Raw genomic sequence first — 26066 nt, forward strand, 5'->3', positions numbered from 1 at the left:
CAATAGATTTATGATGACAGAGCTTGAAAAATATTATAACAAATTCAACGAAGAGAAGCGGCTTAAGAGCCGCCACGGACAGGTAGAATTTATCACCTCAATGAAGTACATTCACAAATATCTTCCTAAGCGGGAGCATGGACAGGTAAAGATTCTGGATGTAGGAGCCGGAACCGGGCGCTACAGTGTTGCGCTTGCCGAAGAAGGGTACGATGTGACGGCGGTAGAGTTGGTAAAATACAATCTGGGAATTCTGAAAAAGAAGAACAGCTCTGTGAAAGCATATCAGGGAAATGCACTGAAGCTGTCACGTTTTCCAGATAAGGAATTTGACCTGATCATCCTGTTTGGGCCGATGTATCATCTTTATACAAAGGAAGATAAGGTGAAGGCGCTGATGGAGGCGAAGCGTGTTCTGAAGGATGAGGGCACGATCCTGGTGGCTTATACAATGAATGAGTACAGTGTTCTGGTGTATGGATTCCGGGAGAACCATATTCAGGAGTGCCTGGAAAATGGCAAGCTGGATGCGAATTACCGGGTATGTCCTTCACCGGAAGATTTGTATGATTATGTGCGCCTGGAGGATATTGACAGCTACAATGAAGCAGCAGGAATGGAACGGATCCAGATTATTTCGGCGGATGGACCATCCGATTATATGCGTCAGGTGTTAAATACGATGGATGAAAAGACCTTCCAGACGTTTATTGACTATCATCTGACTACGTGTGAACGCCCGGAACTGGTTGGTGCGGGATCACATACGGTAGATATTATAAGAAAGAAAAAAGATGGAGGAATAGAAAATGAAAGTAGCAGATATGCATTGTGATACGATTTTAGCGATTCTGAGAGGAAAGGAACAGGGAAAAGAGATTTCACTTCGTAAAAATAATTTAAATGTGGATCTTGAACGGATGAAAAAGGGGGATTATCTGATTCAGAATTTTGCCCTTTTTCTGGATCTGGAGGATCCGATACTTGCAGGAAGTCCATTCCGTTATGCAATGAAAATGGCGGATGTATTTTATCAGGAAATGGAGAAAAATAAAGACTGGATCCGACCGGTCACGAAGTATGAAGAGATTGAAGAAAACCGGAAAAATGGAAAGATGTCAGCGTTGCTGACATTGGAAGAAGGAGAAATCTGTGAGGGCGATCCTGCCCTTTTAAGAGACTTTTACCGGATGGGGGCAAGGATGATGACTCTGACCTGGAACTATCCGAATCAGCTTGGATATCCGGCAAAAGCGACTGGCGGAGAATTTGCCGGAAAAGCCTTTTCAGAAGCCGGATATGGGCTTACAACGCGTGGGATTGAGTTTCTGGAAGAGATGGAGAAACTGGGAATGATCATCGATGTGGCACATTTAAACGATGCAGGAATCCGGGATGTATTAAAGTTCACAAAGAAGCCTTTTGTAGCGAGCCATTCCAACGCGCGACATTTGTGCAGTCATCCGAGAAACCTGAATGATGAACTTCTGAAAGCGATCGGGGAAAGAGGCGGTGTGATCGGGCTGAATTATTATGCATATTTCCTGCGCGACTGGAAAGATGGAGAGACGGTTGTGAGCAGAGCGGAGGATATTGTGGCACATGCAAAATATATCCGTGATATGGCGGGAATAGAGGCTTTAGGACTTGGTTCAGACTTTGATGGTATGAATGGAGAACTGGAGATCGCATCCCCGGCAGATATGGAAAAGCTGGAAGAGGTATTTAAAAAGAATGGATTTACAGAGAGCGAGATTGAGAAAATCTTCTATAAGAATGTAATGCGGATATATAGAGAAATTCTTGGGTAATTCCAGCAAAGCACATTTATAACATAGAAAACCCGGCTGTGGAGTGATCCACAAGCCGGGCTTTTTACTCTAGCATCTTTTGCAGTGATTACGCAACTGTTACATTAACAGCCTGAAGTCCGCGGTTTCCTTCTGTGATATCGAAAGTAACGTTCTGTCCTTCTTCAAGAGATTTGTATCCTTCTCCTGCGATTCCTGAAAAATGTACGAATACATCTTCTCCGGTGCTTTCGTTTGTGATGAATCCGTAGCCTTTCTGTGCGTTGAACCACTTAACTGTACCCTTGTTCATTAGTAGTACCTCCTAAAAAATTGATGATGCCGATAAAAATAAAAATCACATATTTTTGTAAGTCATCAGACAGATGTTAATGATTTACAAAAATATGTGAAATCTAAATCTTATCTAAAACACAATTTCAGAATATCACGTGGTAGGACAAATGTCAAATCAAAATAGGAAAAATAGGAAAAAATAAATGTCTTTTTATTGACAGGAAGAAAAAGGAATGCTATTATTTTTAACATATTTAAAGAGTGAAAATATTTGTACAAAGAGGTACTTTACTGCGGAGAAGAACGCAGAGAGTACCTCTTTTTTTGACTTGCAGGAGTGTTTTTTGTAAAACGAAAATACTTTGTGAGGTGCATTCTTTGATGTGAGTGTCAAAAGTATAAATGGGATGTCAGAAAGAGGTAGTGCAAATGAAAAATCATGAACTGGATGCAGTGGATCGTACAATTTTGAATATTTTACAGAGAAATGCCAAATGCCCATTGAAAGAGATTGCAGAGAAGGTGTATCTGTCTACACCGGCGGTATCAGCGCGGATTGAAAAGATGGAAAAAGAAGGATATATTCTCGGTTATCAGGCACAGGTGAATCCGGAAGCACTTGGATATCATATCAAGGCACTGATCAATCTGGAGGTTTCGCCGGAGGGAAAAACTGTGTTTTATCCGTTTGTGAGAAAGTGTTCAAATGTGATCGAATGCAACTGTGTGACCGGAGAATATTCTATGGTGTTGGAAGTACTGTTTCCCAGCACCACAGAGCTGGATAAATTTATTGGAGAATTGCAGCGATTTGGAAGGACAAAGACACTGATCGTATTTTCAACTTCGGTTGAACACAGAGGAATCAACGCAGATATAGAAGAAACACTGGAGTGAGAAATATAATTTTCCGTAAATCGAAAAAGACCCGGAAACAAAAGTTTTCGAGTCTCTTTCTTCTTTAAGGGCTATATAAACAAGCAGTTTGAAATAGTCATTTTGATTATTCAGCAGCGATAGCAACTTCAGGAGCAATTGTTTCAGTAACTTTTTCAGATGCTTTGATATCTGCAGGTGTTTTTGCAAAACCTTTAAATACGACTGAACCAACAAATCCAGCTAAAGATCCACCGATCGCAGCAAGTACGATTGCAGCTACAACCTTAAGCGGTGGGTTGAATCCGAATGGAGCTAAAAGCCCAGGAATCGGAGATGCTGTTCCAGGGGCGTTATTGATGATGCCGAGCATAGCTGCTGCAAGTCCGGCAAGTCCGCCGCCAAAGAAGTTTGATCCGTAAATCGGGATCGGATTCTGTGTAATAATATCAGCCTGTGTAAGAGGTTCAAGCATTACCGCGATAACATTACTGCGTTCGCCAAGTTTTAAACGGTCGAAAATGATACCGTTTGTGAAAGAACCACCAACACATGCAATTGCTGCAATACCCATTGCAAGTCCATCAAGTCCGAGCATAGCAGTCAGGGCCATAGAACTGAGTGGTGAGGTACAGATCATCTTCATAATACCACCGAGCAGGAATCCCATGATAATTGGAGACTGTTCAGCAGCGGCAGAAATCATACGTCCGATGTTGAGCAGTGTTGAATTAACGACCGGATCAACTGCGATGGCAATAATTCTTGCGAGCGGTGCGATTGCAAGAGCACCAACGATCAGATTCAGACCCTCTGGAAGTTTCTTTTCCAGGAACGGAGCTACAAAGCCTACAATATAACCTGCTACAAAACCAGGAAGAATTCCGTATCCTCCAACTGCGACACCTGCAACGACTGCAAGTACCGGATTACATCCCATACTGATCGGAACTAAAGTAGCTGCAGCGATTCCCCCGAAGCTGCCGGATACGGTTCCGAGTTCTGAGAAAAATGCAATTCCTAATAAATCACCTGTGATGTAATGGTGAACAGCTTCAACCAGGAACGAAGCAACAGCTGCATTAGCCATTCCAGACATTGCTTCTGATCCTTTTGGAAACTTCAGGCTGAATACAGAGAAGCAGGCTAAAGTGAGAAGCAGTAAACCAATACCTTTTACGATTGTTAACATATGATATCCTCCTTAAAATTTATATTTATTCGCATCAGTTATCGTGATAACATAATAAAATGGAAGTTACAAAAAGATACAAAAAGTATCAAAATGAAATTTATTTTTGGAAAAAACTACAAATACGGGAAGGATTTATTGTATATAATGACGGTAACTATAAGTGATAATGAATTATAGGGAAAATATATAAATAAAAAAATTACGTAAAGAGATGAAATAAGAAGCAGGAGAGGACCTGAAAATCAGGCCCTCTCGGTGCATTCCTGAATCAGTGCATTCAGGAAATTTTTAATTTTCACATTGCCGTGCCGTACACTTTTTCCACGGATGAAATCCATTTCCCTTCGGACTTGTTCAAAGTTATACAGGGAGTTGGAGTAGGTTGTAAACGTGTCATTGGCGTAATCCTCAAGACCAAGGTTGGCAAGGTTGACCATTCCCATGTTGGCTGTCCGACGGATCCTTTGTTCCATGGATTTCGGATTGTCACTGAACCGGCTGCAAAGTTCGCTTAAAGTGACATTGTCAACTTTCTGGTTATGCTGGATCAGATAATCGACAAGGGAAATGATATCCTTGCTGCCACGTTCGCCGGTGATGCCAAGCTTTTGGAGAATTCCTTTTAACCGGATAATATAAGGTTTTTCAGCTGTATCATTTATAAATCCCTGTGGCTGTACAAAATTCTGCTGGGCTTGGAAAATCGTCTGTACCTGCTGCAATGTCCGGCGGGCGGTCAGGGATTCACTGACCTTCCGGAGGATGGATTCTACTTCGATACTGTTGATCGGCTTATGAATATAAAATTCAATGCCCGCAGAATAGGCGTCTGCGATCATATCTTTGGATGCAACCTGGGAAAGCATAATAAAAGTAAGATTCGGTGCATAAGAGCGGGCACGTTTTACGAAAGTGATTCCGTCTATTTCCGGCATCAGAAGATCAACAATTACGATGTCTGGATTTATAAGAGGAAGATCCGTGAGTGCATCCACACCGTTTTCTGCAGTTCCGGCAATCTCTCCAAGTCCCCGGTCCCGTATAATACGTTTTAATATATGCAGTACATTTTTATCATCATCAATGAGATAGAATTTCATTTATAAACCGCTCCATTTCTCTTTTGGTATAGTAAGTGTGAAAACTGTTTTTCCGGGAACGGAAGTTACCCGGATGGTTCCGCCTAGGCGGAATTCGATAAAATCCTTTACCAGGCTAAGGCCAAGTCCCCGATTGACTTCGCCGGTTTCGTAATTGATCTTTGTGGAAAAACCAGGTTCAAAAATTTGTTCCATATCCTCCGGATCGATTCCGGGCCCATGATCTTCAACTTCAATAACATAAGAAGAATCCGTGGAGGATTGACGGACAGAAAGCTCGACCAGATTTCCGTTTGTTGCTTCAATTGCATTGTTGAAAAGATTGCGGAAGATTGAGAGCAGAAGATAATGGTTCTGTGTATAAAGATTTTCTTCCAGCTGTATATTAAAAGAAAGTCGTTTCCCTTTTGGAAGGGATGCATCCAGGCTGCTTTTCAGAATGGTGAGGATATCATCCAGGCTCATTCCGTCATTTTCAGAATTTACTTTCATTGAAGAGGAAAGTCCTCTTACGATCAAATTGTAGTCTTTTTTGATCTCGTGGACATCCCGTGCGATCTGAAGTGCAGTGCGGGTGAGGGATTCGTCTATATTCCGTTCACTCATATCGTGGTAAAGGCGGTATGCGGTGCTCATGGTGTCCTCTATCATATGTGTGCCTTTCTGCATCAGAACAACTTCGCCGTTAAGCTCAGAGATCAAAAGAAGAAGATTCTGGTATCTCCGTGCATGTTCAGCACTCAGAAGACTGAACTTGTAATGGCTGAGACAGAACAGGAGAAGACCTGCAAGTGCAGTACGCAGAAGCGCAACCAGAAGGACACCTGCCTGGGACTGAAAAGAAAAAGCGTCCATACCCATACGGGACAGCAGTTCTGTTATATTTGCCAGATAGTCAAAAAGAAACATCCAGGGTAGGGAATACGTCGAAAGTTCATAGTCATTTTTACGGCAGTAGAGGAAAAAAAGGATTCCGTAGACCAGATAGAAAAACATTTCCGGAAAATAGCTCTGTGGATTCCAACTGCCAAAGCGAAGCCAGTGCATCAGTGTACGGGAAAAGAAAACACAGAGGGCACTTATCACTGTGACCGGAAGAACCGGATATTTCCCAAAAAGGATCAGAGACATGAAAATGCCAAAAATTCCGATGGAAACACGAAAATCGCTTTCAAAAAGTGAGATGCTGATCTGTGCGCCAATGATAACAGCAGCGCTGACCAGCAAAATGCGGGTATAACGTGAAAAACTTTTAGTCCACATAAGAAAGCCTCCTTTATTCAGATCATCTGTCTTACAGTCTACAGTCCGGTTAATAATTCAACAAGAAATACGCCGGCACATGAAAAAAGGGAAACACAGATCAGACTTTTTCTGTTCCATGCAAGGATCAGTGCGATTGCAAAACCAATGGCGGCAGACCAGATATTGGCGGTGGCTGTCAGAATGGCCGGAAAGGTCATAACAGCCAGAGTTACATAAGGTACATAATATAAAAAAGATTTTATAAAAGTATTTTTGATCTCTTTCCTGATCAGCGTCAGTGGCAGCATACGGATCAGATAGGTGACGGCTGCCATGACAAAGATATACATATATAGATTATGCTTCAACGGAAGAATCCTCCTTATCTTCTGGATTTGTTTCTTCTTTTACAGGGAAGAAATACGCTGCGATTCCGGCAATCAGAATCGTAAGGATAATGATTCGGAAGCCAGAAGAAATTTGGCATAGCACAGGAGCCTTTGTGAAAAGGAAGCTTGCTGCCATGGAAATCACGACAATGGTTCCGATGATCCTGTTATCACGTGCCGGAGGAATAATGATTGCGATAAACATTCCATACAATGCAACGCTCAGTGCGCTGACGATCCGGTCAGGCAGGATACTTCCTGATACTACTCCGAGGAAAGTGCCAAGTGTCCAGCCAGGTGCGGCAAGTGCCATCACACCGTAAGAATACCATGGAGTAATCCTTCCGGGGCGGGATACGGATACGCCGAAGACTTCATCCGTTACACCGTATGCGATAAGAAAACGGTGGAAAAAAGGATAGTGGTTATCAATTTTCTGTGAAAGGGCACAGGACATCAGCGAATATCTGAGATTGATGATGAACTGGGTGAATGCCATTTCAAAATAGGATGCGGATGCCGTAATCAGTGACAGACCAGCAAATTGCCCGGCGCTGGTCAGGTTTGTAAGGGAAAGCAGAACGGCTTCCCAAGTGGAAAGTCCTGCATTTTTTGCCATGATACCAAAGGTAAATGATACCGCAATATAGCCGAGACAGATGGGAATGCCATCCTGTATCCCGGCTGCAAAATCCATTTTTCTGTTTCTACTCATGAAGTAAAACCTCTCTTTTGTAAATAATCCCCAAATTTGAATTGTTATTTTACTAACATTTTACCATGGAACGGTGGTCTTGAAAATGATGTTTTAAAAGAACTTGAAAAAAAATTTACAGAAAGACTGGAAATATAGTGGTATTATGAGTTATAATAAATAGTGATAAATAAATGTGCAAACATAAGTACAAGTTATAAAAGGAGATTGAAGCATGGAAATGTTATCTATTGAAAAAGAACTGCAGAGCAATTCTTATCCTGGAAGAGGGATCATCATCGGAAAGTCTGCCGACGGAAGCAAAGCGGTCACAGCTTATTTTATCATGGGAAGAAGTGAGAACAGCCGTAATCGTGTCTTTGTAGAAGAAGGAGAAGGAATCCGCACACAGGCATTTGACGAGTCAAAGCTGACAGACCCAAGCTTAATTATCTACGCACCGGTGCGTGTACTCGGCAATAAGACGATCGTTACAAACGGAGATCAGACTGATACAATTTATGAAGGTATGGACAGACAGATGACGTTTGAACAGTCCCTTCGAAGCCGTGAATTTGAACCGGATGGACCAAACTACACACCACGTATTTCCGGTATCATGCACATTGAGAACGGAAAATATAACTATGCAATGTCCATTTTGAAGAGCAATAACGGAAATCCGGATGCATGCAACCGTTACACCTTTGCATATGAGAATCCGGTAGCCGGAGAAGGACATTTTATCCACACATACAAGTGTGATGGAAATCCGCTTCCGAGTTTTGAAGGAGAACCAAAGCTTGTTGCAATTCCGGATGATATGGACACATTTGCAGACACACTCTGGAACAGTCTGAATGCAGATAATAAAGTATCTCTGTTTGTAAGATATATTGATATTGAGACAGGAACATACGAAAGCAAGATCATCAATAAGAATAAATAGTATACAAAGGTGAAGAAGGAGCAGGAATCATGAATGAATTAGAACTCAAATATGGATGTAACCCGAATCAGAAGCCGTCACGTATCTATATGAAAGACGGAAGTGATCTCCCGATCAAAGTTCTGATGGGACGTCCGGGATATATTAACTTTCTGGATGCATTTAACGGATGGCAGCTGGTATCGGAATTGAAAAAAGCAACCGGACTTCCGGCAGCAACTTCCTTTAAACATGTGTCACCGGCAGGTGCTGCAGTCGGACTGCCGCTGGATGAAACTCTTGCAAAAATTTACTGGGTAGATGACCTTGGAGAACTTTCTCCGCTTGCAAGCGCTTATGCACGTGCAAGAGGTGCAGACCGTATGTCTTCATTCGGTGATTTTATTGCGCTTTCTGATGTCTGTGATGTTGATACGGCAAGACTGATCAAGAGAGAAGTATCGGATGGAGTGATCGCACCTGGATATGAACCGGAAGCACTGGAGATTCTTGCACAGAAAAAGAAAGGTAATTACAATGTGATCCAGATCGATCCGAATTATGTTCCGGCACCGACTGAACACAAGGATGTATTTGGTATTACTTTTGAGCAGGGAAGAAATGAACTGAAGATTGATGATGATTTCTTCTCAAATGTAGTGACTGAGAACAAAGAAATTCCGGATCACGCAAAGAGAGATCTTGCAATTTCCATGATTACTTTAAAATATACACAGTCAAACTCTGTATGCTATGTAAAAGACGGACAGGCAATCGGAATCGGAGCCGGACAGCAGTCCCGTATCCACTGTACCCGTCTTGCAGGACAGAAGGCAGATAACTGGTGGCTGAGACAGTGCCCGAAAGTACTTGCTCTTCCATTTAAAGAAGGAATTAAGCGTGCAGACCGGGATAATGCAATTGATCTGTATATTGGTGAAGAATATATGGACGTACTGGCAGACGGAACCTGGGAAAATATTTTCACTGAAAAACCGGAAGTATTTACCAGAGAAGAAAAGAGAGCATGGCTTGATAAGCTGACGGGTGTGGCACTTGGATCAGACGCATTTTTCCCGTTTGGAGATAACATCGAACGTGCACATAAGAGCGGTGTTACATATATTGCAGAACCGGGTGGATCAATCCGTGATGACAATGTAATTGATACCTGTAACAAATACAACATGGCGATGGCATTTACCGGAATCCGTTTATTCCATCACTAAGATAATAAAGAAGCAAAGTTCCTGCAGAGGTAGAAGATCTACCTTTGCGGGAATTTTTTATTTCCTAGGAAATTCCGAAAGAACTTCCTAGGAAACAAAAGGCACTGCGTGCCGGAGATGCGCACTCGCACGAATCTATTGAAAAAATAAAAAGATATGCGACAAATGTGGAAAGATGTCGTTAAAAAATAAACAGAACCGGTAATCTGAAGATTTATTATTCGGAAGGAAATTACATAATATATATATAACAGCCAGCATGAGGAGGCGAATCTATGGGGATTCTTGAAATTCTTTTAATTTCAATCGGGCTTTCGTTTGACGTATTTGTCGTACATATCTGTGTCGGAGCAGGATTTTCAAGAAAGCACGGAAAAGACATAATCTTATCCAGTTTGCTTTTTGGAGGGGCACAACTCCTTGCATTGATCCTGGGAAATGTTGTTGCAGATATTCTGAAGCCGGACAGGAAGATGAATGAAACGATTTCAACAGCGGCAAGCGGTTGGGAAATTTTGTCGGTGCTGATATTTATCGGACTTGGTATCTATATGATCTGTAAAGCAAGAAATAATAAACAGATCTTTGAGCGTAGAAACGATGAGATAAATTGGAAACGGCTTAGAAAACTGGCAGTACTTACCAGCGTAGATGCGCTTTTTGCCGGAATGGGAATCGGCTTTTGGAGTGTAGAGATTCTGGAACAGGGGATGGTACTGCTTCCGGTTACGATCATTCAGTGTTTTCTTGGCGTGGAGGTTGGATACAGACTGGGCTGTGAATATAACTGCAAAGCTTACTGGATCGGTGGGATATTATTCCTGATCGCCGGGGCAGATATGGTGGTTACGCATTTTTTATTTTAAAATAGCAGGAGGAAAAGAGTATGGGCGAATTGACACATAAAGCAGCAAGGGCAGCATTTGGCGGAGCAATTGATTTGGCAATGCGAAAAATGGATAAAGACAGAGAAAAAGGTCTGCTTGATCTTGTTGATCTGACCGAGCGTTTCATGGGAGACAATTTCCAGAAGAGCTCCTATGAAGGCGCAAGAAAGATGATACAGGATCCGGATTCGAAGTGGATGAGTTATGTGAATCGTGCATTGGATGAAATTGACCCGCATGTTATTAAACAGACAGCATTAAACCTTGGATTTGAAGCGGCGTTCCATGGAACGAAAACAATCCGCAGTATGAGAGAGGTACATCAGTGCAATATTCCGTGGCTGATCCTGATGGATCCGACAAGTGCATGTAATCTTCATTGTACCGGATGCTGGGCGGCAGAATATGGGCATAAACTGAATCTTACATATGAAGAGATGGACAGCATCATTACACAAGGAAAAGAACTTGGAATTTATTTCTATATGTATACAGGCGGGGAGCCGTTAGTAAGAAAAAAAGATATTATCAGACTTTGTGAAAAGCATTATGACTGCGAATTTCATGCATTTACAAATGGAACACTGGTAGATGATGAATTTTGCGAAGAGATGAGAAGAGTCGGCAACCTGTCCCTTTCAATTAGTCTGGAAGGATTTGAAGAGGTCAATGACATGCGCCGTGGAGAGGGTGTATTCAACAAGGTTATGGCAACCATGGATCGGTTAAAGAAATATGGTCTGATCTTTGGTACGTCTATCTGTTATACCAGAAAGAACATTGAAACGGTTACATCGGATGAATTCCTGGATATGATCATCGGAAAGGGATGTCGTTTCACCTGGTATTTCCATTATATGCCGGTTGGAAATGATGCAGCACCGGATCTGCTGCCGACAAAAGAACAGAGAGAATATATGTATCACCGGGTAAGAGAGATCCGCAGTATGACAGGCGGAAAGCCAATTTATGCGATGGATTTCCAGAATGATGGAGAGTTTGTCGGAGGATGTATCGCAGGAGGAAGAAATTATTGCCATATCAATGCAAATGGAGATGTAGAACCATGTGTATTTATTCATTACTCTTCTGCAAATATCCGGGAAGTTACGCTCCTGGAAGCTCTCAAACAGCCACTCTTTATGGCATACAGAGACCGGCAGCCATTTAATGATAATCATCTGCGGCCATGTCCGATGCTTGAGAATCCGGAAATCCTTCAGGAGATGATAAAGGAGACTGGTGCAAAATCAACAGATCTGCAGTCACCGGAGAGTGCAGAGCATTTATGCAGCAAATGTGAAGCATATGCCTGTGAATGGAAAGAAACGGCAGACAGACTTTGGAAAGAGCATCCGCATCAGCAGAAAGGCTACACAAACTATAAAAAACGCACAGAAAACTAAAAGAAAATCGGTTTGAAAAAGCGTTTCGGTTGTGATAGAATGTTCGTCAAGAGAAATGGGCAGGAAAAAGAGGACGATACATGGAGAGAAAAAGAGAATTGACAAAGAACCTGCTTGCAGAGAGCTTCAAGGAGCTTCTAATCAAAGGATCTTTTGATAAGATAACAATTAAGATGATCACAGATCAGGCGGGAGTTATCAGACCGACATTTTATAATTACTTTCAGGATAAATATGAAGTGATGGAGTGGCTTCTGGAGACAGAGGTATTCCGGCATGCCCGTGAGATGATGGAAGACGGGATGGAAAAAGAAGCGATCTATCTGCTGTTCCGGAAGATGGAAAAAGACCGGATCTATTATCTGAAAGCGTTTGAAGTTACCGGTCAGAATGGATTTGAAGAGATTCTTGAAAAAAAGATTCGCCAGCTGATTGAAGAACTGGTAAGCAGGCATAAGATCAAGATCGAAAAGCTTCAGGGTATCAAAGATAAAAAGATCTTTCTGGAGTTTCATACGATTACCGTTGTAAACGGGCTTAAATACTGGCTGACCAGCCGGGAGATTCACCTGACAGCGGATGAAGCGATGGAGTATTATCTGTTTCTGATGTCGCATCCTATTTTGGAGCTACTTGAAAAGTAAAGAACAAAATATAAATTTGAGAAGAATCTGGGATATTCCGGGTTCTTCTTTTTGTTTTACTGTCAGAAAATAAAAAATGTTATTTAAATTGCTTGACGGATTTCTATTACAGAGTTATTATGAACATATGAACAGTTGCTCATATGTTCAGTGAGAGAAAATTTTTCAGGAGGAAAGAAAGATGAAGAAAAAATTTAAAATGGTAGACCTTGATTGCGCAAACTGTGCAGCAAAAATGGAAGATGCAATCAAAAAAATTGATGGTGTAAATGATGCAACGGTAAGTTTTATGATGCAGAAGCTTACGATCGATGCAGATGATGTAAGATTTGATGAAATCATGCAGGAAGTCGTTGCTGTATGCAAGAAGGTAGAGCCGGACTGCCAGATTCAGCTGTAAAACCGGAAAAGGTATGAAAGGGGAGAGTCTTCTATGATGAAAAAACAGAAAATAATGCTGTACCGTATTATCGCAGCGTCAGTTATTTATGTTCCTCTTTTTGTACTGGAACATATGGGAAAACTGGAATTTCAGTCCGAAATTCCGGTGCAGTTTTTGTTATTTATGATACCTTATCTGATCGTGGGATGGGATATCATTTACCGGGCTGTGCGCAATATCAGTCATGGTCAGGTATTTGATGAGAACTTTCTGATGTGTATAGCAACGTTTGGTGCACTTGGAGTAAAGGAATATTCGGAAGCGGTAGCGGTTATGTTGTTCTATCAGATCGGGGAGTTATTCCAGAGTTATGCAGTCAACCGTTCCCGCCAGTCAATCAGTGCAATGATGGATATCTGTCCGGAATATGCGAATATTGAAGAAGACGGAAAGCTCAAACAGGTTGATCCGGATGATGTAGAGATTGGTACGGAGATCGTCATCAAAGCAGGAGAGAGAGTTCCTCTCGATGGTGTGGTTGTATCGGGAACATCCTTTGTAGATACTTCTGCACTGACCGGGGAGTCGGTTCCGCGAGAAGTAACAGAAGGTTCTGAGATTATCAGCGGTTGTGTAAATGGAAGCGGACTTCTTAAGGTGCGCACAACGAAAGAGTTTGATGATTCTACAGTTGCGAAGATTCTGGAACTGGTTGAAAATGCCAGCAGCAAAAAGGCACATGTAGAGAACTTCATTACAAAGTTTGCAAAATACTATACGCCGATCGTGGTTTGTGCGGCAGTTGTACTTGCATTCCTTCCACCAATCATTCTTGGCGGTGGATTTGCAGAATGGATTCAGAGAGCATGTATTTTCCTTGTAATCTCCTGCCCATGTGCACTGGTGATCTCTGTTCCACTTGGTTTTTTTGGAGGAATCGGAGCAGCATCCAAACAGGGCGTTCTGGTAAAGGGAAGCAATTATCTGGAAGCACTCTCTGAGATGAAAACGATTGTATTTGATAAGACTGGTACACTGACAAAAGGTGAATTCGTTGTATCAGAAGTTATTCCGAACGGATGGGAAAAAGAAGGACTTCTTGAAGTGGCAGCCCTTGCGGAAGGCTATTCCGATCATCCAATCTCAGCAGCACTCAAGAAAGCGTACGAAGAAGCGGAGCTTGGTGAGTTGTCCATGGACAGGGTGGAACAGGCTGAAGAAATCGCCGGACACGGAATCAAGGCAAAGATCGACGGAAGAGTTGTCTATGCCGGAAATGCAAAGCTGATGGAAGAAAAAGGCGTGGAATATGAGCCATGCACAGTCCCTGGTACGGTCGTATATCTGGCGGCTGAAAAAGAATTCCTCGGGACCATCGTAATTTCTGATACGGTCAAACCGGAAGCCAAACGTGCGATCGCGCAGCTCAAACAAAGCGGTGTCAAAAAGACAGTTATGCTTACCGGTGACAGAAAAGATGTCGGTGAAGCAGTAGCAGAAAGCCTTGGAATCGATGAAGTCTACACAGATCTCCTTCCGGGGGATAAGGTAGATAAGGTTGAAGCACTTCTCGGAGAACTCGGTGAGAAAGAAAAGCTTGGTTTTGTTGGTGATGGTATCAATGATGCACCGGTACTCTCCAGAGCTGATATCGGAATCGCAATGGGAAGCATGGGATCCGATGCAGCAATCGAAGCCGCAGATGTTGTTCTGATGGATGATAATATCCTTAAGATATCCTCCATTATGAGAATTGCAGGAAAAACTCTCCAGATCGTACATCAGAATATCGTCTTTGCCCTCGGTGTCAAAGTTCTGGTCCTCATCCTGGGAGCCCTCGGCATGGCCAATATGTGGGAAGCCGTCTTTGCCGATGTAGGAGTATCCGTAATCGCAATCCTGAACTCCATGAGAACACTGAAAGTAAAATAATAGGATCACAAAGCAGAAAGAACTACCCTCAAAGTAATGGGGGAGTTCTTTTTTTGATATAGAAAACGTACTGGTTTGCCTCACTACCATATTTCCCTTGCTTTTTTTTCAATGACAGTGTAAAATGACAAAACGGATTAGAATAGTGAAACCAAGAAGGGAGATACAAGATGGAACTGTTTATAGATATACTAAAAGATACAACAATCGACACTGTGAAACTGATACCTTTCCTTTTTCTGACATACCTTGCGATGGAATATCTGGAGAATAAAGCCGGTCAGAAGACGGTGCGGATGCTTCTTGGAGCAGGGAAAAAAGGGCCTGTGATCGGTGGAATCCTGGGCGTTGTTCCGCAGTGCGGATTTTCGGCAGCAGCAGCAAATCTGTATTCCGGCGGAGTCATCACAGTTGGAACGATGATCGCTGTTTTTCTGTCTACATCAGATGAGATGCTTCCGATCCTGATCTCAGAGCAGGCGGATGTCCGTAAGATCATGGCAATTTTAATCGGAAAGATTATCGTTGGTATTGTTGCAGGGATTCTGGTTGATATCGGAGTGCGGGTGCTAGGCAAAGGATACCAGAGAGGACTGCACATTCATGATATCTGTGAGCATGACCACTGTCACTGTGAAGAAGGAAGCATTGTAAAATCAGCACTCATCCATTCGGTACAGATTCTGGTATTTATATATGTAATTTCTTTTGCGTTAAATGCAGTTGTGGAGTGGATTGGAATGGAAGAGGTCATGAACGTGGTGACGCATTATCCAATTGCCGGAATTTTTCTGGCTGGTCTTGTCGGCCTGATTCCGAACTGCGCAGCTTCTATTACAATTACGAAATTTTATCTTGAGGGAGTCTTAAATGTCGGCAGTATGTTTGCCGGACTTTTGTCATGTGCCGGAATCGGACTGATCGTGCTTTTTAAGACGAACCATAGTTGGAAGAAGAATGTGATGATCGTCGCAACACTTTACGGAATCAGTGTAGTGTGCGGAATTATAGTGGAAATCCTGTTTGGAATGTAGTACAATATCCTTATATGGCGCAGAAGACTAAAAGGAACGAGAGAAGAGGAGTTGAGATGGCTAAAAAAGGATTTATTGCAGAATTCAAAGAGTTTATTGCAAGGGGAAATGTAATGGATCTTGCAGTCGGCGTTATTATTGGTGGTGCATTCCAGTCGATTGTGAATTCTCTTGTAAATGATATGATCATGCCGGTGATCAGTCTTCTGACTGGTGGGGTCAATTTTTCCAACTGGGTGATCCGAATCGGATCTGGTGAGAATGACACGATCAAATATGGCAATTTTATTACAGCGGTGATCAACTTTCTTCTGATGGCACTTGTTATTTTTTGTTTTGTAAAAGTGATGAACAATCTTGCTTCAAGAACAGAAAAGCTGCTTAAGAAGGAGGAAGAAGCACCGGCAGCACCGGCTACGAAGATCTGCCCGTACTGCATGTCAGAAATCCCGATCGCAGCAACCAGATGTGCATACTGTACATCTGAGCTTCCGGCTGAGGATACGGACAAGGAAGAATAAAGAAAAGACAGGAATAATACGACAGAGAGGAACATAAAAACAATGGAGAAAATTATTTTAACAGGTGACAGACCAACCGGACGGCTTCATGTCGGACATTATGTTGGATCCTTAAAGCGAAGAGTAGAACTGCAGAATTCCGGAGAATATGACAAGATCTTTATCATGATCGCAGATGCACAGGCACTGACTGATAATGCAGATAACCCGGAAAAGGTACGTCAGAATATTATTGAGGTTGCACTGGATTATCTGTCATGCGGACTGGATCCGGAGAAATCCACGATTTTCATCCAGTCACAGGTACCGGAACTGACAGAACTTTCTTTTTATTATATGAATCTGGTTACGGTATCCCGTCTTCAGAGAAACCCAACAGTTAAATCGGAGATCCAGATGCGTAATTTTGAAGCAAGTATTCCGGTAGGATTCTTTACTTATCCGATCAGCCAGGCAGCAGATATCACAGCGTTTAAGGCAACGACTGTACCGGTAGGTGAGGATCAGCTTCCGATGATCGAACAGTGCCGTGAGATCGTACACAAATTCAACAGTGTATATGGAGAAGCATTGGTTATGCCGAAAGCGCTGATTCCGGAGAACGAAAGCTGTTGCCGTCTTCCTGGAACGGATGGAAAAGCAAAGATGAGTAAATCCCTTGGTAACTGTATTTATTTGTCTGATTCCGAGGAAGAAGTAAGACAGAAGATCATGGGAATGTATACAGATCCGAATCATTTGAAGGTATCTGATCCGGGACAGGTAGAAGGGAATTCCGTTTTCACTTATCTGGATGCATTCTGTACAGATGAACATTTTGAAAAATATCTGCCGGATTATAAGAATCTGGATGAATTGAAGGATCATTACAGACGTGGTGGACTTGGTGACGTTAAGGTTAAGAAGTTCCTGAATGCGGTTATGCAGGAAGAGCTTGCACCGATCCGTGCAAGAAGAAAAGAACTGGAGAAGAAGATTCCGGAGATCTACGAGATCCTTCATAAAGGAAGTATTGAAGCTGAAAAAGTGGCAGCACAGACTTTAAAAGAAGTAAAAGATGCGATGAAGATCAACTATTTTGAAGATCAGCAGCTGATCCAGGAACAGACAGCAAGATTTGCAGAATAAAGAAAGGCTTTAAGCCGGAGGAGAGATAATAATTATGGGTAAATATTTCGGAACAGATGGATTCCGTGGAGAAGCTAATGTAGTACTGACGGTAGAGCATGCGTTTAAGGTAGGACGTTATCTTGGCTGGTATTACGGACAGGAACACAAGGCAAGAATCGTGATCGGTAAAGATACCAGAAGAAGTAGCTATATGTTTGAATATGCACTGGCGGCAGGACTTACTGCGTCAGGAGCAGATGCATATCTTCTTCATGTGACGACAACTCCAAGTGTGTCTTACGTGGTAAGAACCGAAGATTTTGACTGCGGAATCATGATTTCTGCAAGCCATAACCCGTACTATGATAATGGAATCAAAGTGATCAACAGTAAAGGTCAGAAGCTGGAAGCAGAAGTAGAAGCCAAAGTGGAGGCTTATATTGATGGGGAATCCGGAGAAATTCCGCTTGCTAAAAAAGAGGCGATCGGAAGAACCGTAGATTATGCAGCAGGAAGAAACCGTTATATCGGACATTTGATCAGTCTGGCAACCCGTTCTTTTAAAGATGTGAAAGTCGGACTGGATTGTTCCAACGGAAGTTCTTCAAGTATTGCCAAAAGTGTATTTGATGCACTTGGAGCAAAAACTTATGTAATCAATAATGAGCCGGATGGAACCAATATCAACACAAATTGCGGTTCTACACATATTAACGTGCTCCAGGAATATGTAAAAGAAAATGGTCTGGATGTCGGATTTGCATACGATGGAGATGCGGACCGCTGCATTGCTGTTGATGAGAATGGAAATGTTGTTGACGGGGATCTGATCCTTTATGTGTGTGGCAAATATATGAAAGAACATGGTCAGTTAAAAGACGATACCATCGTTACTACTATCATGTCGAATCTTGGACTTTATAAAGCATGCGACAAGATTGGCATGAAGTACGAAAAGACACAGGTCGGCGACAAATATGTCTATGAGAACATGGTCAAGAATGGATTCATGCTGGGCGGTGAACAGTCCGGACATATTATTTTCAGTAAGCATGCAACGACAGGAGATGGTATTCTGACTTCTCTGATGCTGATGGAAGTTATCATGGAGACCAAACAGTCCCTCGGACAGCTGACAGAAGAAGTGAAGATCTATCCACAGCTTCTGAAAAATGTGCGTGTGGCAGATAAGAAGACAGCAAGGGAGAATCCGGAAGTGGTCAAAGCAGTCGATGCAGTTGCAGAAGCACTTGGAGATGACGGAAGAATCCTTGTCCGTGAAAGTGGAACGGAACCGGTAATCCGTGTCATGGTTGAAGCGGCGACGGACGAGCTTTGCGAAAAGTATGTGACTCAGGTAATCGATGTGATTGAAAAAGAAGGACTCATCGTAGAATAAAAAATCTGAAATAGAATCGTGCAGAAAAGGATAGCTTGCAGATGAAAGTCTGTGGGCCATCCTTTTTTAGTTTGCGAACCATAGTCTGGATGTTTGAAAAATATTATTTGAATAATAAAGAAAAATGTTCTTCTGGTATAGATTTTCTATATTTTGACATGCTATTAAAAAAACATGGAGGAAAAAGAAATGGAGGAAATGTTTTGTTTTCAATGCCAGCAGACCGCTCATAACACGGGCTGCGAAGGACATACAGGTGTATGTGGAAAAAAGTCGGATACAGCAAATCTTCAAGATGAACTGACTGGTGAACTGATCCGGCTGGCAAGGGCAGTTACAGAAAATGAAAGAAGCAGATCTTCGGATGAACTGATGTTAAAAGGTCTGTTTACCACGATTACAAATGTAAATTTCAACAGTGATACAGTGAAAAAACTGTCAGATGAGATCAGAGAAGAAGCAGAAAACAGAAAACCAGGAAAAGATGCTTATAATGTACAGAAGATCTGGGAGGCACCGGAAGATATCCGTTCGTTAAAGTCATTGATCTTGTTTGGCTTACGAGGGACTGCAGCATATGCTTATCATGCATGGGCACTGGGATATGTGGATGCGGAGATTATGAATTTCTTTTATAAGGGAATGAGGATTCTGGGAGAAGAAAAAGGGATGGAAGAACTGCTTCCGGTAGTCATAGAAACCGGTAAAATCAACTTGCGCTGCATGGAACTTCTGGATAAAGCAAACACGGAAAGCTATGGAGATCCAATTCCGACAGAAGTTCCGCTTACGATAGAAAAGGGACCGTTTATTGTAGTCAGTGGTCATGATCTGCATGATATGAAGCTGCTTCTGGAGCAGACCAAAGATAAAGGCATCAATATTTATACGCACAGTGAAATGCTTCCGGCACACGGATATCCAAAATTAAAGGAATATCCGCATTTGAAAGGTAATTTCGGAACGGCCTGGCAGAGTCAGCAATTTGAGTTCCATAATATTCCTGCGCCAATTTTATTTACGACAAATTGTCTGATGCCGGTCAGACAGAGCTATGCAGACCGGGTGTTTACAACTTCGGTGGTGTCTTATCCGGAGATGGTTCATATTGGTGCGGACAAAGATTTTACGCCGGTTATTGCAAAAGCATTGGAATGCGGTGGATATCCGGAAGATCATCCGATGACAGGGATTAATGGAGGAACAACCGTGATGACCGGATTTGCACACAACGCAGTTCTGGAAAATGCAGGAAAGATCGTGGATTTGGTAAAGCAGGGGAAAATCAGGCATTTCTTTCTGATCGGAGGCTGTGATGGCGCAGCACCAGGCCGGAGCTACTATACGGAATTTGCGAAAAAGACACCGATGGATACGATCATCCTGACGCTGGCATGTGGAAAATACAGATTGAATGATCTGAGGCTCGGAGAAATTGAGGGGATTCCAAGAATTTTGGATATGGGACAGTGTAATGATGCGTACAGTGCGATTAAAGTTGCAATGGCTCTTGCAGAAGCGTTTGGGTGTGAGGTAAATGAACTTCCACTGTCTATGATCCTGTCATGGTATGAACAGAAAGCGGTTGCGATTCTGCTGACACTTCTGGCGCTCGGAATCAAAAATATTTACCTGGGTCCGACGCTTCCGGCGTTTGTGTCACCGAATGTTCTAAATTACCTGGTACAAGAGTATCAGATTACCCCGATCAGTACAGTAGATGAGGATCTGAAGAAAATTTTAGGTTGAAGAGGTTTGAACGTGAGAGAAAGAAAGCGGAAATAAGAAATGAAAAGCATTACTTCTGAAACGGAAAGCACAAAAAAGTGTGAGTAAGAAGAGGTAGTGCTTTTTTACATACTGTTTCCTTTACAAAAAGTGTCGTCTGTGCTAACATAAATATAACAATGGCGATGCCGGTACAATAGAAAAAGGAGTGCGTTTTATGCTGATTGAAATTGATTTTAACAGTGATGAGGCGATTTATATACAGCTCAGGAATCAGATCATTATGGGAATTGCCACTTCGACGATTCATGAAGGAGATACTTTGCCGTCTGTGAGACAGCTGGCAGATAATATCGGAATCAATATGCATACAGTGAATAAGGCATACAATGTCCTGCGGCAGGAAGGTTTTCTTCAGCTTGACAGACGAAGAGGTGCGGTGATCTGTATTGATGAAGATAAGCTGGAAGCTTTGCAGGATCTGAAAGAGCAGCTTCGGGTACTTCTGGCAAAAGGAAGTTGCAAAAACATTACGAAAGAAGAAGTTCATGAACTGGTAGACGAGATCTATGCAGATTATGAATAGAGATAGATTGAAAAAAGGAGACTAAAATTATATGGCAGAAAAGCAATATACAAGGCAGGCGCAGGAAGCGCTGAATATGGCACGGAAGATTGCAGCCGAACTGAAGCATCCATATGTTGGGACAGAACATCTTCTTTTCGGGCTTAAGAGGGTTTTTACCGGAGTTGCAGGGCAGGTGCTTGATAAGAATAAAGTCGATGAAGAACAGATGGAAAAAGCAATGGATATCCTTGTATCTGCTCCTGAGGCAGCTAAGAAGGAAAGAAAGCATCTGGAGTACAGTCCGAGACTTCGATATATTCTGGAAGAAAGCCAGAATGAGGCAGCGCAGCTTGCATCTGAAAAAGTCGGAACCGAACATCTTCTGCTTACAATGCTCAAAGATGGAGATTGTGTGGCTACCCGTATGTTGATGACCCTGAATGTAAATATTCAAAAACTTTTTCAGGATCTTCTGCTTGCGGCGGGAATTGATCCGAAAGAGTATATGGAAAATCAGAAGGATGGGGAAAATGTTGGCGGAATTATAGACCAGTACAGTACGGATCTGACACAGGAAGCAAGAGAAGGAAAGCTGGATCCGGTTATTGGACGTGAAAAAGAAATTGCACGTATCATGGAGATCCTGAGCAGACGGACCAAGAATAATCCGTGCCTTGTGGGAGAGCCGGGAGTCGGTAAGACAGCAATCGTGGAAGGACTTGCAAGACAGATCGCGGAAGGAATTGTTCCGGAAAGCATGAAAGATAAGCGGATCATGGTGCTGGATCTTCCGGGGATGATTGCAGGCTCCAAGTATCGTGGTGAATTTGAAGAGCGCATGAAAAAACTGATCCGTGAGGTAAAGACGGCGGGCAATATTATCCTTTTCTTAGATGAACTTCATACCATTATCGGTGCCGGTGGTGCAGAGGGCGCGATTGATGCATCCAATATTCTGAAACCATCTCTGGCAAGAGGGGAGATGCAGCTGATCGGTGCAACAACTCTTACGGAATACCGCAAGTATATTGAGAAGGATGCGGCTCTGGAAAGAAGATTCCAGCCGGTTACGGTTGAAGAACCGACAGAAGACGAGTGTATCCGGATCCTGGAAGGCCTGAAAGAAAAATATGAGGTTCATCATGATGTAGAGATCGAAGAGGATGCGTTGAAAGCGGCAGTACATATGTCATGCCGTTATATCAATGACCGTTTCCTTCCGGATAAGGCAATTGATGTGTTGGATGAAAGCTGTTCAAAAGTAAAACTTCGTGGATTTAAAGTGCCGGAGAATATTGTTGGGACAGAAATCCGCTGTGGAAAGCTGGAGCAGGAAAAAGAAGTGGCACTGAAAGCAGGAGATATTGAAAAAGCATCGGAGCTCCATAGAGAACAGAAGGAAGCAGAAAAGAAATTAGAACAGGCGAAAAAGCGTTTCAATAAAAAGAATGAAAAGAAAAAAGTTCCGGTAACTGAAGAAGATGTTGCGGATGTAATTTCCATGTGGACACGAATCCCGGTAACAAGACTGAATGAATCTGAGAGCGAACGCCTGAAAAAGCTGGATAAAACACTGGAGAAGCGTGTGATTGGTCAGGAAGAGGCAATCCAGGCACTTTCCAAAGCGGTAAAACGAGGAAGAGTGGGATTGAAAGATCCGGCACGTCCGATTGGTTCATTCTTATTCCTTGGTCCTACAGGTGTAGGAAAGACAGAGCTTTCCAAAGCTCTTGCAGAAGCACTCTTTGGCAATGAAGAGGATATGATCCGGGTAGATATGTCCGAATATATGGAGAAGCACAGTGTATCCAAGATGATCGGATCGCCTCCGGGGTATGTGGGACATGAGGATGGCGGACAGCTCAGCGAAAAAGTACGCAGAAATCCATATTCTGTCATTTTGTTTGATGAGATTGAGAAAGCACATCCGGATGTGTTTAATATTTTACTTCAGGTACTGGATGACGGACATATTACGGATTCGCAGGGAAGAAAAGTAGATTTCCGCAATACGGTTATCATTATGACGTCCAATGCAGGTGCCAAGGCAATCATTGAACCGAAGAAGCTTGGATTTACCCAGCAGGAAGACCAGAAGGCGGATTACAAGCGTATGAAAGCAAATGTGATGGACGAAGTAAAGCAGTTATTCCGCCCAGAGTTCCTGAACCGTATTGATGAGATCATCGTATTCCATCCGCTGAATGAGGACAATATGAAGAAGATCGTAGGGCTGATGTGTAAAGAAGTTGTGCAGAGAGCAAAAGAGCAGCTTGAAATTATACTGGTTGTGCGTGATTCTGTGAAGAAGCATATCGTTGAGACCGGAAGTGACAAGAAGTATGGTGCAAGACCGCTGAGAAGGGCAGTACAGAGCCAGTTGGAAGACAAACTTGCGGAAGCACTTTTGAATGGTGAGATCAAACGTGGAGACCATGTGGAAGCCGGTATTTCTAAAAAGGAAATAAAATTTACAGTCAGAGAGATAAACAGCTAGCAAAAGAAGAAGTTTTATTATATAATAAGAAAAACGGTTCGGATGTGGAAAATTCACAGTCCACAAGTCGAAAGAGAAAGACCATTAGGAGGATTTGAACAATGACAGTAGTCAAAGAACTTATCAGAAGTGAATTAGACGGAACACTCAGTTTCGGTGATTACACTCTGGATACAAAGACAAAAAAGGATGGATTTGAATTTCAGGGAGATATATATAAAGTAAAGACATTTAAAGAGATTACAAAGCTTGAAAAGAATGGAATGTTCGTATATGAATCTGTTCCGGGAACTGCAGTAGAGCATTTTGAAGTATCAGAAGATGTGATCTCATTCAAGGTATCAGGGACAGGAGATGCACAGATCACACTGGAACTTGAACCGGATACAGACTATATCGTATATATGAATGATATGAATGTTGGTGATATGAAGACAAACTTAAGCGCAAAGCTTAGTGTAAGTGCGGAACTTGGAAAAGAAAGCGTTGAGATCAAGGTTGTAAGAAAGTAGGATAATGATTACAGCAAGAGTTGTTTGAAGTACATAGGTATTTAAGAAAAGTAAAAGAGTCTGCTTCGGCAGGCTCTTTCTTTACCGAAAGTATATAAACTGGGAACAGGCAAGAGAAGCAGTTGGTAATTTTTTAAGATAGATAAGGAGATGGAATATGGCGAAGGCAAAAAAGTCGGTTTTTTTCTGCCAGAATTGTGGGCATGAAGAATCAAAATGGCTGGGGCAGTGTCCAATGTGCAAGGAATGGAACTCTTTCGTGGAAGAGTGTGTGACAACGTCGAATACGGCAGCAGTTAAAGCGGCAAAAGAGATTCGTATTGTACCATTGTCAGAAGTAAAGACAGAGAATGAAGAGCGGGTGACAACCGAGATTAAAGAACTGGATCGTGTACTGGGAGGCGGAATCGTACCGGGTTCCCTGATTCTGGTAGGCGGTGATCCGGGAATCGGTAAGTCAACGCTGCTCCTGCAGGTGTGTCAGAAACTGGCAAAAAAAGAACGAAAGGTTTTGTACATATCAGGGGAAGAATCGCTTCGCCAGATTAAATTGCGTGCACAGAGGATGGGAGAATTTAATGATCATCTGCTTTTGCTTTGTGAGACTAATCTGGAACTGATCCGCAATGTGATTGAAAAGGAAAAACCAGATACCGTGATCATTGATTCGATTCAGACAATGTACAGTGAAGAAGTCGGTTCCGCACCGGGAAGTGTGTCGCAGGTCAGAGAGGCAACAAATACGCTGATGCAGCTTGCAAAAGGGCTTGGGATTTCGATTTTTATTGTCGGACATGTTACAAAAGAAGGAACTGTCGCCGGTCCAAGAGTATTGGAACATATGGTAGATACGGTTCTGTATTTTGAAGGAGACAGGCATGCATCTTACCGGATTCTTCGAGGAGTGAAAAATCGTTTTGGTTCGACGAATGAGATTGGTGTATTTGAAATGCGAAGAGATGGTCTTCGGGAGGTGGAAAATCCATCAGAATTTATGCTGAATGGGCGTCCGGAAAATGCATCTGGATCTGTTGTGGCATGTTCTATGGAAGGAACACGTCCGATCTTGCTGGAAATCCAGGCGCTGGTATGCGAAAGCAATTTTGGAATGCCAAGAAGAACAGCAGCAGGAACAGATTACAACAGGGTGAACCTTCTGATGGCGGTTTTGGAAAAAAGGATTGGATATCATCTTGGAAATTATGATGCCTATGTAAATATTGCCGGAGGTATCAAGATCAATGAACCCGCGATAGACCTTGGAATCGTGATGGCGATCGTATCAAGCTATAAGAACAGACCATTTGATGAACGGACGATTGTGTTTGGAGAAGTTGGATTAAGTGGAGAAGTCCGTGCGGTAAATATGCCGGAACAGCGGGTGGCAGAGGCGAAGAAGCTTGGATTTGAGACGTGTATTGTGCCAGAAGTATCTTTGGATAGCGTGAAGAGTATTGGTGGGATCAAAATCATTGGAGTGAAAAGCATTAACGAGGCAATCGGACTGATTGAGTAGGAGAACATGTAAAGAGGAAACAGGATAGATGTGATAATTTCTGTTCCCTCTTTTACATAGCAATTACGAAATTATAAAAGTTAAAGATCTTTAAAGATTCCGATTCTGGCGAGTAAGGAAATAGTTTACTTAAGCGGAAGCGGAGGACTGAACTGAAGCATCAAAATGTCAGAATATTCTGAATTGC

25 protein-coding genes are annotated in these 26066 nt (G+C 42.5%); 19 read left to right on the forward strand and 6 right to left on the reverse strand.

Going from position 1 to position 26066, the window contains the following annotated elements; genetic code table 11:
* Window positions 1-10: 10 nt before the first annotated feature.
* Entirely contained in the window at window positions 11-835 is an 825-nt protein-coding gene (locus tag PG840_RS10320) for a class I SAM-dependent methyltransferase (RefSeq protein ID WP_008373267.1), read from the forward strand.
* The gene (locus tag PG840_RS10325) at window positions 810-1811 is read left to right on the forward strand and encodes a dipeptidase (protein ID WP_270613616.1); all 1002 of its coding nucleotides are present in this window, start codon (window positions 810-812) and stop codon (window positions 1809-1811) included. Before PG840_RS10320 ends, PG840_RS10325 begins: the two co-directional genes overlap by 26 nt.
* Before the next feature lie 88 nt (window positions 1812-1899).
* On the opposite strand, the gene PG840_RS10330 is transcribed toward PG840_RS10325, so the two are convergent.
* Entirely contained in the window at window positions 1900-2103 is a 204-nt protein-coding gene (locus PG840_RS10330) for a cold-shock protein (RefSeq protein ID WP_008373270.1), read from the reverse strand.
* A gap of 428 nt (window positions 2104-2531) precedes the next feature.
* Between PG840_RS10330 and PG840_RS10335 the strand changes: the two genes are divergently transcribed.
* On the forward strand, window positions 2532-2984 hold the full coding sequence (locus tag PG840_RS10335) for an Lrp/AsnC family transcriptional regulator (protein ID WP_195250854.1): 453 nt from the start codon (window positions 2532-2534) through the stop codon (window positions 2982-2984).
* A gap of 106 nt (window positions 2985-3090) precedes the next feature.
* On the opposite strand, the gene PG840_RS10340 is transcribed toward PG840_RS10335, so the two are convergent.
* The 5 genes from PG840_RS10340 to PG840_RS10360 form a co-directional block, all read right to left on the reverse strand.
* Window positions 3091-4155 (reverse strand): PTS sugar transporter subunit IIC, encoded by a 1065-nt coding sequence (locus PG840_RS10340; RefSeq protein WP_117834639.1) that lies wholly within the window; start codon window positions 4153-4155, stop codon window positions 3091-3093.
* A gap of 245 nt (window positions 4156-4400) precedes the next feature.
* Window positions 4401-5258: a response regulator gene (locus PG840_RS10345; RefSeq protein WP_270541250.1), complete on the reverse strand. Its 858-nt coding sequence runs from the start codon at window positions 5256-5258 to the stop codon at window positions 4401-4403.
* A complete protein-coding gene (locus PG840_RS10350) occupies window positions 5259-6521 on the reverse strand; it encodes a sensor histidine kinase (protein WP_243002787.1) in 1263 nt (420 codons plus the stop codon).
* A gap of 38 nt (window positions 6522-6559) precedes the next feature.
* On the reverse strand, window positions 6560-6871 hold the full coding sequence (locus PG840_RS10355; RefSeq protein ID WP_022220771.1) for an AzlD domain-containing protein: 312 nt from the start codon (window positions 6869-6871) through the stop codon (window positions 6560-6562).
* Complete coding sequence (locus tag PG840_RS10360; RefSeq protein ID WP_270613617.1) at window positions 6861-7607, reverse strand: AzlC family ABC transporter permease; 747 nt, start codon at window positions 7605-7607, stop codon at window positions 6861-6863. Before PG840_RS10360 ends, PG840_RS10355 begins: the two co-directional genes overlap by 11 nt.
* 214 nt (window positions 7608-7821) lie before the next feature.
* On the opposite strand from PG840_RS10360, the gene PG840_RS10365 reads away from it, so the two are divergent.
* The 16 genes from PG840_RS10365 (at window position 7822) to radA (ending at window position 25879) form a co-directional block, all read left to right on the forward strand.
* Window positions 7822-8535, forward strand: coding sequence for an IMP cyclohydrolase (locus PG840_RS10365; protein WP_008373293.1), 714 nt, complete (start codon window positions 7822-7824; stop codon window positions 8533-8535).
* A gap of 29 nt (window positions 8536-8564) precedes the next feature.
* Window positions 8565-9743, forward strand: a complete 1179-nt coding sequence (locus PG840_RS10370; protein ID WP_173688748.1) for a phosphoribosylaminoimidazolecarboxamide formyltransferase — start codon at window positions 8565-8567, stop codon at window positions 9741-9743.
* Between the two features lie 275 nt (window positions 9744-10018).
* The gene (locus tag PG840_RS10375; RefSeq protein ID WP_270613618.1) at window positions 10019-10609 is read left to right on the forward strand and encodes a manganese efflux pump MntP; all 591 of its coding nucleotides are present in this window, start codon (window positions 10019-10021) and stop codon (window positions 10607-10609) included.
* A gap of 20 nt (window positions 10610-10629) precedes the next feature.
* Window positions 10630-12036: a radical SAM protein gene (locus tag PG840_RS10380; RefSeq protein ID WP_270613620.1), complete on the forward strand. Its 1407-nt coding sequence runs from the start codon at window positions 10630-10632 to the stop codon at window positions 12034-12036.
* Window positions 12037-12116: 80 nt separating this feature from the next.
* Entirely contained in the window at window positions 12117-12680 is a 564-nt protein-coding gene (locus tag PG840_RS10385) for a TetR family transcriptional regulator (protein ID WP_117557046.1), read from the forward strand.
* A gap of 181 nt (window positions 12681-12861) precedes the next feature.
* A complete protein-coding gene (locus PG840_RS10390; RefSeq protein WP_117557045.1) occupies window positions 12862-13080 on the forward strand; it encodes a cation transporter in 219 nt (72 codons plus the stop codon).
* 33 nt (window positions 13081-13113) lie between these two features.
* Window positions 13114-14994 (forward strand): heavy metal translocating P-type ATPase, encoded by a 1881-nt coding sequence (locus PG840_RS10395; protein ID WP_195250842.1) that lies wholly within the window; start codon window positions 13114-13116, stop codon window positions 14992-14994.
* A gap of 170 nt (window positions 14995-15164) precedes the next feature.
* Window positions 15165-16028 carry a putative manganese transporter gene (locus PG840_RS10400; protein ID WP_117557042.1) on the forward strand — a complete coding sequence of 288 codons (864 nt, stop codon included), beginning with the start codon at window positions 15165-15167 and terminating at the stop codon, window positions 16026-16028.
* Window positions 16029-16084: 56 nt separating this feature from the next.
* Window positions 16085-16549 (forward strand): large conductance mechanosensitive channel protein MscL, encoded by a 465-nt coding sequence (gene mscL / locus PG840_RS10405; protein WP_022220518.1) that lies wholly within the window; start codon window positions 16085-16087, stop codon window positions 16547-16549.
* A 42-nt stretch (window positions 16550-16591) separates the two neighbouring features.
* Window positions 16592-17677 (forward strand): tryptophan--tRNA ligase, encoded by a 1086-nt coding sequence (trpS, locus tag PG840_RS10410; protein ID WP_195250846.1) that lies wholly within the window; start codon window positions 16592-16594, stop codon window positions 17675-17677.
* 34 nt (window positions 17678-17711) lie between these two features.
* Window positions 17712-19058 carry a phosphoglucosamine mutase gene (glmM, locus tag PG840_RS10415; RefSeq protein ID WP_118219484.1) on the forward strand — a complete coding sequence of 449 codons (1347 nt, stop codon included), beginning with the start codon at window positions 17712-17714 and terminating at the stop codon, window positions 19056-19058.
* Between the two features lie 198 nt (window positions 19059-19256).
* Entirely contained in the window at window positions 19257-20807 is a 1551-nt protein-coding gene (gene hcp, locus PG840_RS10420) for a hydroxylamine reductase (RefSeq protein WP_442872509.1), read from the forward strand.
* A gap of 196 nt (window positions 20808-21003) precedes the next feature.
* Entirely contained in the window at window positions 21004-21372 is a 369-nt protein-coding gene (locus PG840_RS10425; protein ID WP_270613623.1) for a GntR family transcriptional regulator, read from the forward strand.
* Between the two features lie 31 nt (window positions 21373-21403).
* Window positions 21404-23851 (forward strand): ATP-dependent Clp protease ATP-binding subunit, encoded by a 2448-nt coding sequence (locus PG840_RS10430; protein ID WP_270613624.1) that lies wholly within the window; start codon window positions 21404-21406, stop codon window positions 23849-23851.
* Between the two features lie 101 nt (window positions 23852-23952).
* Entirely contained in the window at window positions 23953-24363 is a 411-nt protein-coding gene (locus PG840_RS10435; RefSeq protein WP_008368562.1) for a hypothetical protein, read from the forward strand.
* Between the two features lie 157 nt (window positions 24364-24520).
* Window positions 24521-25879: a DNA repair protein RadA gene (radA, locus tag PG840_RS10440; protein ID WP_055156105.1), complete on the forward strand. Its 1359-nt coding sequence runs from the start codon at window positions 24521-24523 to the stop codon at window positions 25877-25879.
* Window positions 25880-26066: the final 187 nt, after the last annotated feature.

Origin of the sequence: Coprococcus sp. AM97-35, from assembly GCF_027697525.1 — a bacterium.
GTDB classification, from domain to species: Bacteria; Bacillota; Clostridia; order Lachnospirales; family Lachnospiraceae; genus Allocoprococcus; species Allocoprococcus comes.

What these genes read in the sequence shown, in the direction of transcription:
- glmM (WP_118219484.1), top strand. Translation starts at nt 17,712, where the DNA reads ATGGGTAAATATTTCGGAACAGATGGATTCCGTGGAGAAGCTAATGTA.
- PG840_RS10340 (WP_117834639.1), bottom strand. Translation starts at nt 4,155, where the DNA reads ATGTTAACAATCGTAAAAGGTATTGGTTTACTGCTTCTCACTTTAGCC.
- PG840_RS10370 (WP_173688748.1), top strand. Translation starts at nt 8,565, where the DNA reads ATGAATGAATTAGAACTCAAATATGGATGTAACCCGAATCAGAAGCCG.
- PG840_RS10325 (WP_270613616.1), top strand. Translation starts at nt 810, where the DNA reads ATGAAAGTAGCAGATATGCATTGTGATACGATTTTAGCGATTCTGAGA.
- PG840_RS10435 (WP_008368562.1), top strand. Translation starts at nt 23,953, where the DNA reads ATGACAGTAGTCAAAGAACTTATCAGAAGTGAATTAGACGGAACACTC.
- PG840_RS10425 (WP_270613623.1), top strand. Translation starts at nt 21,004, where the DNA reads ATGCTGATTGAAATTGATTTTAACAGTGATGAGGCGATTTATATACAG.
- trpS (WP_195250846.1), top strand. Translation starts at nt 16,592, where the DNA reads ATGGAGAAAATTATTTTAACAGGTGACAGACCAACCGGACGGCTTCAT.
- PG840_RS10360 (WP_270613617.1), bottom strand. Translation starts at nt 7,607, where the DNA reads ATGAGTAGAAACAGAAAAATGGATTTTGCAGCCGGGATACAGGATGGC.
- mscL (WP_022220518.1), top strand. Translation starts at nt 16,085, where the DNA reads ATGGCTAAAAAAGGATTTATTGCAGAATTCAAAGAGTTTATTGCAAGG.
- hcp (WP_442872509.1), top strand. Translation starts at nt 19,257, where the DNA reads ATGTTTTGTTTTCAATGCCAGCAGACCGCTCATAACACGGGCTGCGAA.
- PG840_RS10365 (WP_008373293.1), top strand. Translation starts at nt 7,822, where the DNA reads ATGGAAATGTTATCTATTGAAAAAGAACTGCAGAGCAATTCTTATCCT.
- PG840_RS10350 (WP_243002787.1), bottom strand. Translation starts at nt 6,521, where the DNA reads ATGTGGACTAAAAGTTTTTCACGTTATACCCGCATTTTGCTGGTCAGC.
- PG840_RS10320 (WP_008373267.1), top strand. Translation starts at nt 11, where the DNA reads ATGATGACAGAGCTTGAAAAATATTATAACAAATTCAACGAAGAGAAG.
- PG840_RS10345 (WP_270541250.1), bottom strand. Translation starts at nt 5,258, where the DNA reads ATGAAATTCTATCTCATTGATGATGATAAAAATGTACTGCATATATTA.
- PG840_RS10385 (WP_117557046.1), top strand. Translation starts at nt 12,117, where the DNA reads ATGGAGAGAAAAAGAGAATTGACAAAGAACCTGCTTGCAGAGAGCTTC.
- PG840_RS10380 (WP_270613620.1), top strand. Translation starts at nt 10,630, where the DNA reads ATGGGCGAATTGACACATAAAGCAGCAAGGGCAGCATTTGGCGGAGCA.
- PG840_RS10430 (WP_270613624.1), top strand. Translation starts at nt 21,404, where the DNA reads ATGGCAGAAAAGCAATATACAAGGCAGGCGCAGGAAGCGCTGAATATG.
- radA (WP_055156105.1), top strand. Translation starts at nt 24,521, where the DNA reads ATGGCGAAGGCAAAAAAGTCGGTTTTTTTCTGCCAGAATTGTGGGCAT.
- PG840_RS10390 (WP_117557045.1), top strand. Translation starts at nt 12,862, where the DNA reads ATGAAGAAAAAATTTAAAATGGTAGACCTTGATTGCGCAAACTGTGCA.
- PG840_RS10395 (WP_195250842.1), top strand. Translation starts at nt 13,114, where the DNA reads ATGATGAAAAAACAGAAAATAATGCTGTACCGTATTATCGCAGCGTCA.
- PG840_RS10330 (WP_008373270.1), bottom strand. Translation starts at nt 2,103, where the DNA reads ATGAACAAGGGTACAGTTAAGTGGTTCAACGCACAGAAAGGCTACGGA.
- PG840_RS10400 (WP_117557042.1), top strand. Translation starts at nt 15,165, where the DNA reads ATGGAACTGTTTATAGATATACTAAAAGATACAACAATCGACACTGTG.
- PG840_RS10375 (WP_270613618.1), top strand. Translation starts at nt 10,019, where the DNA reads ATGGGGATTCTTGAAATTCTTTTAATTTCAATCGGGCTTTCGTTTGAC.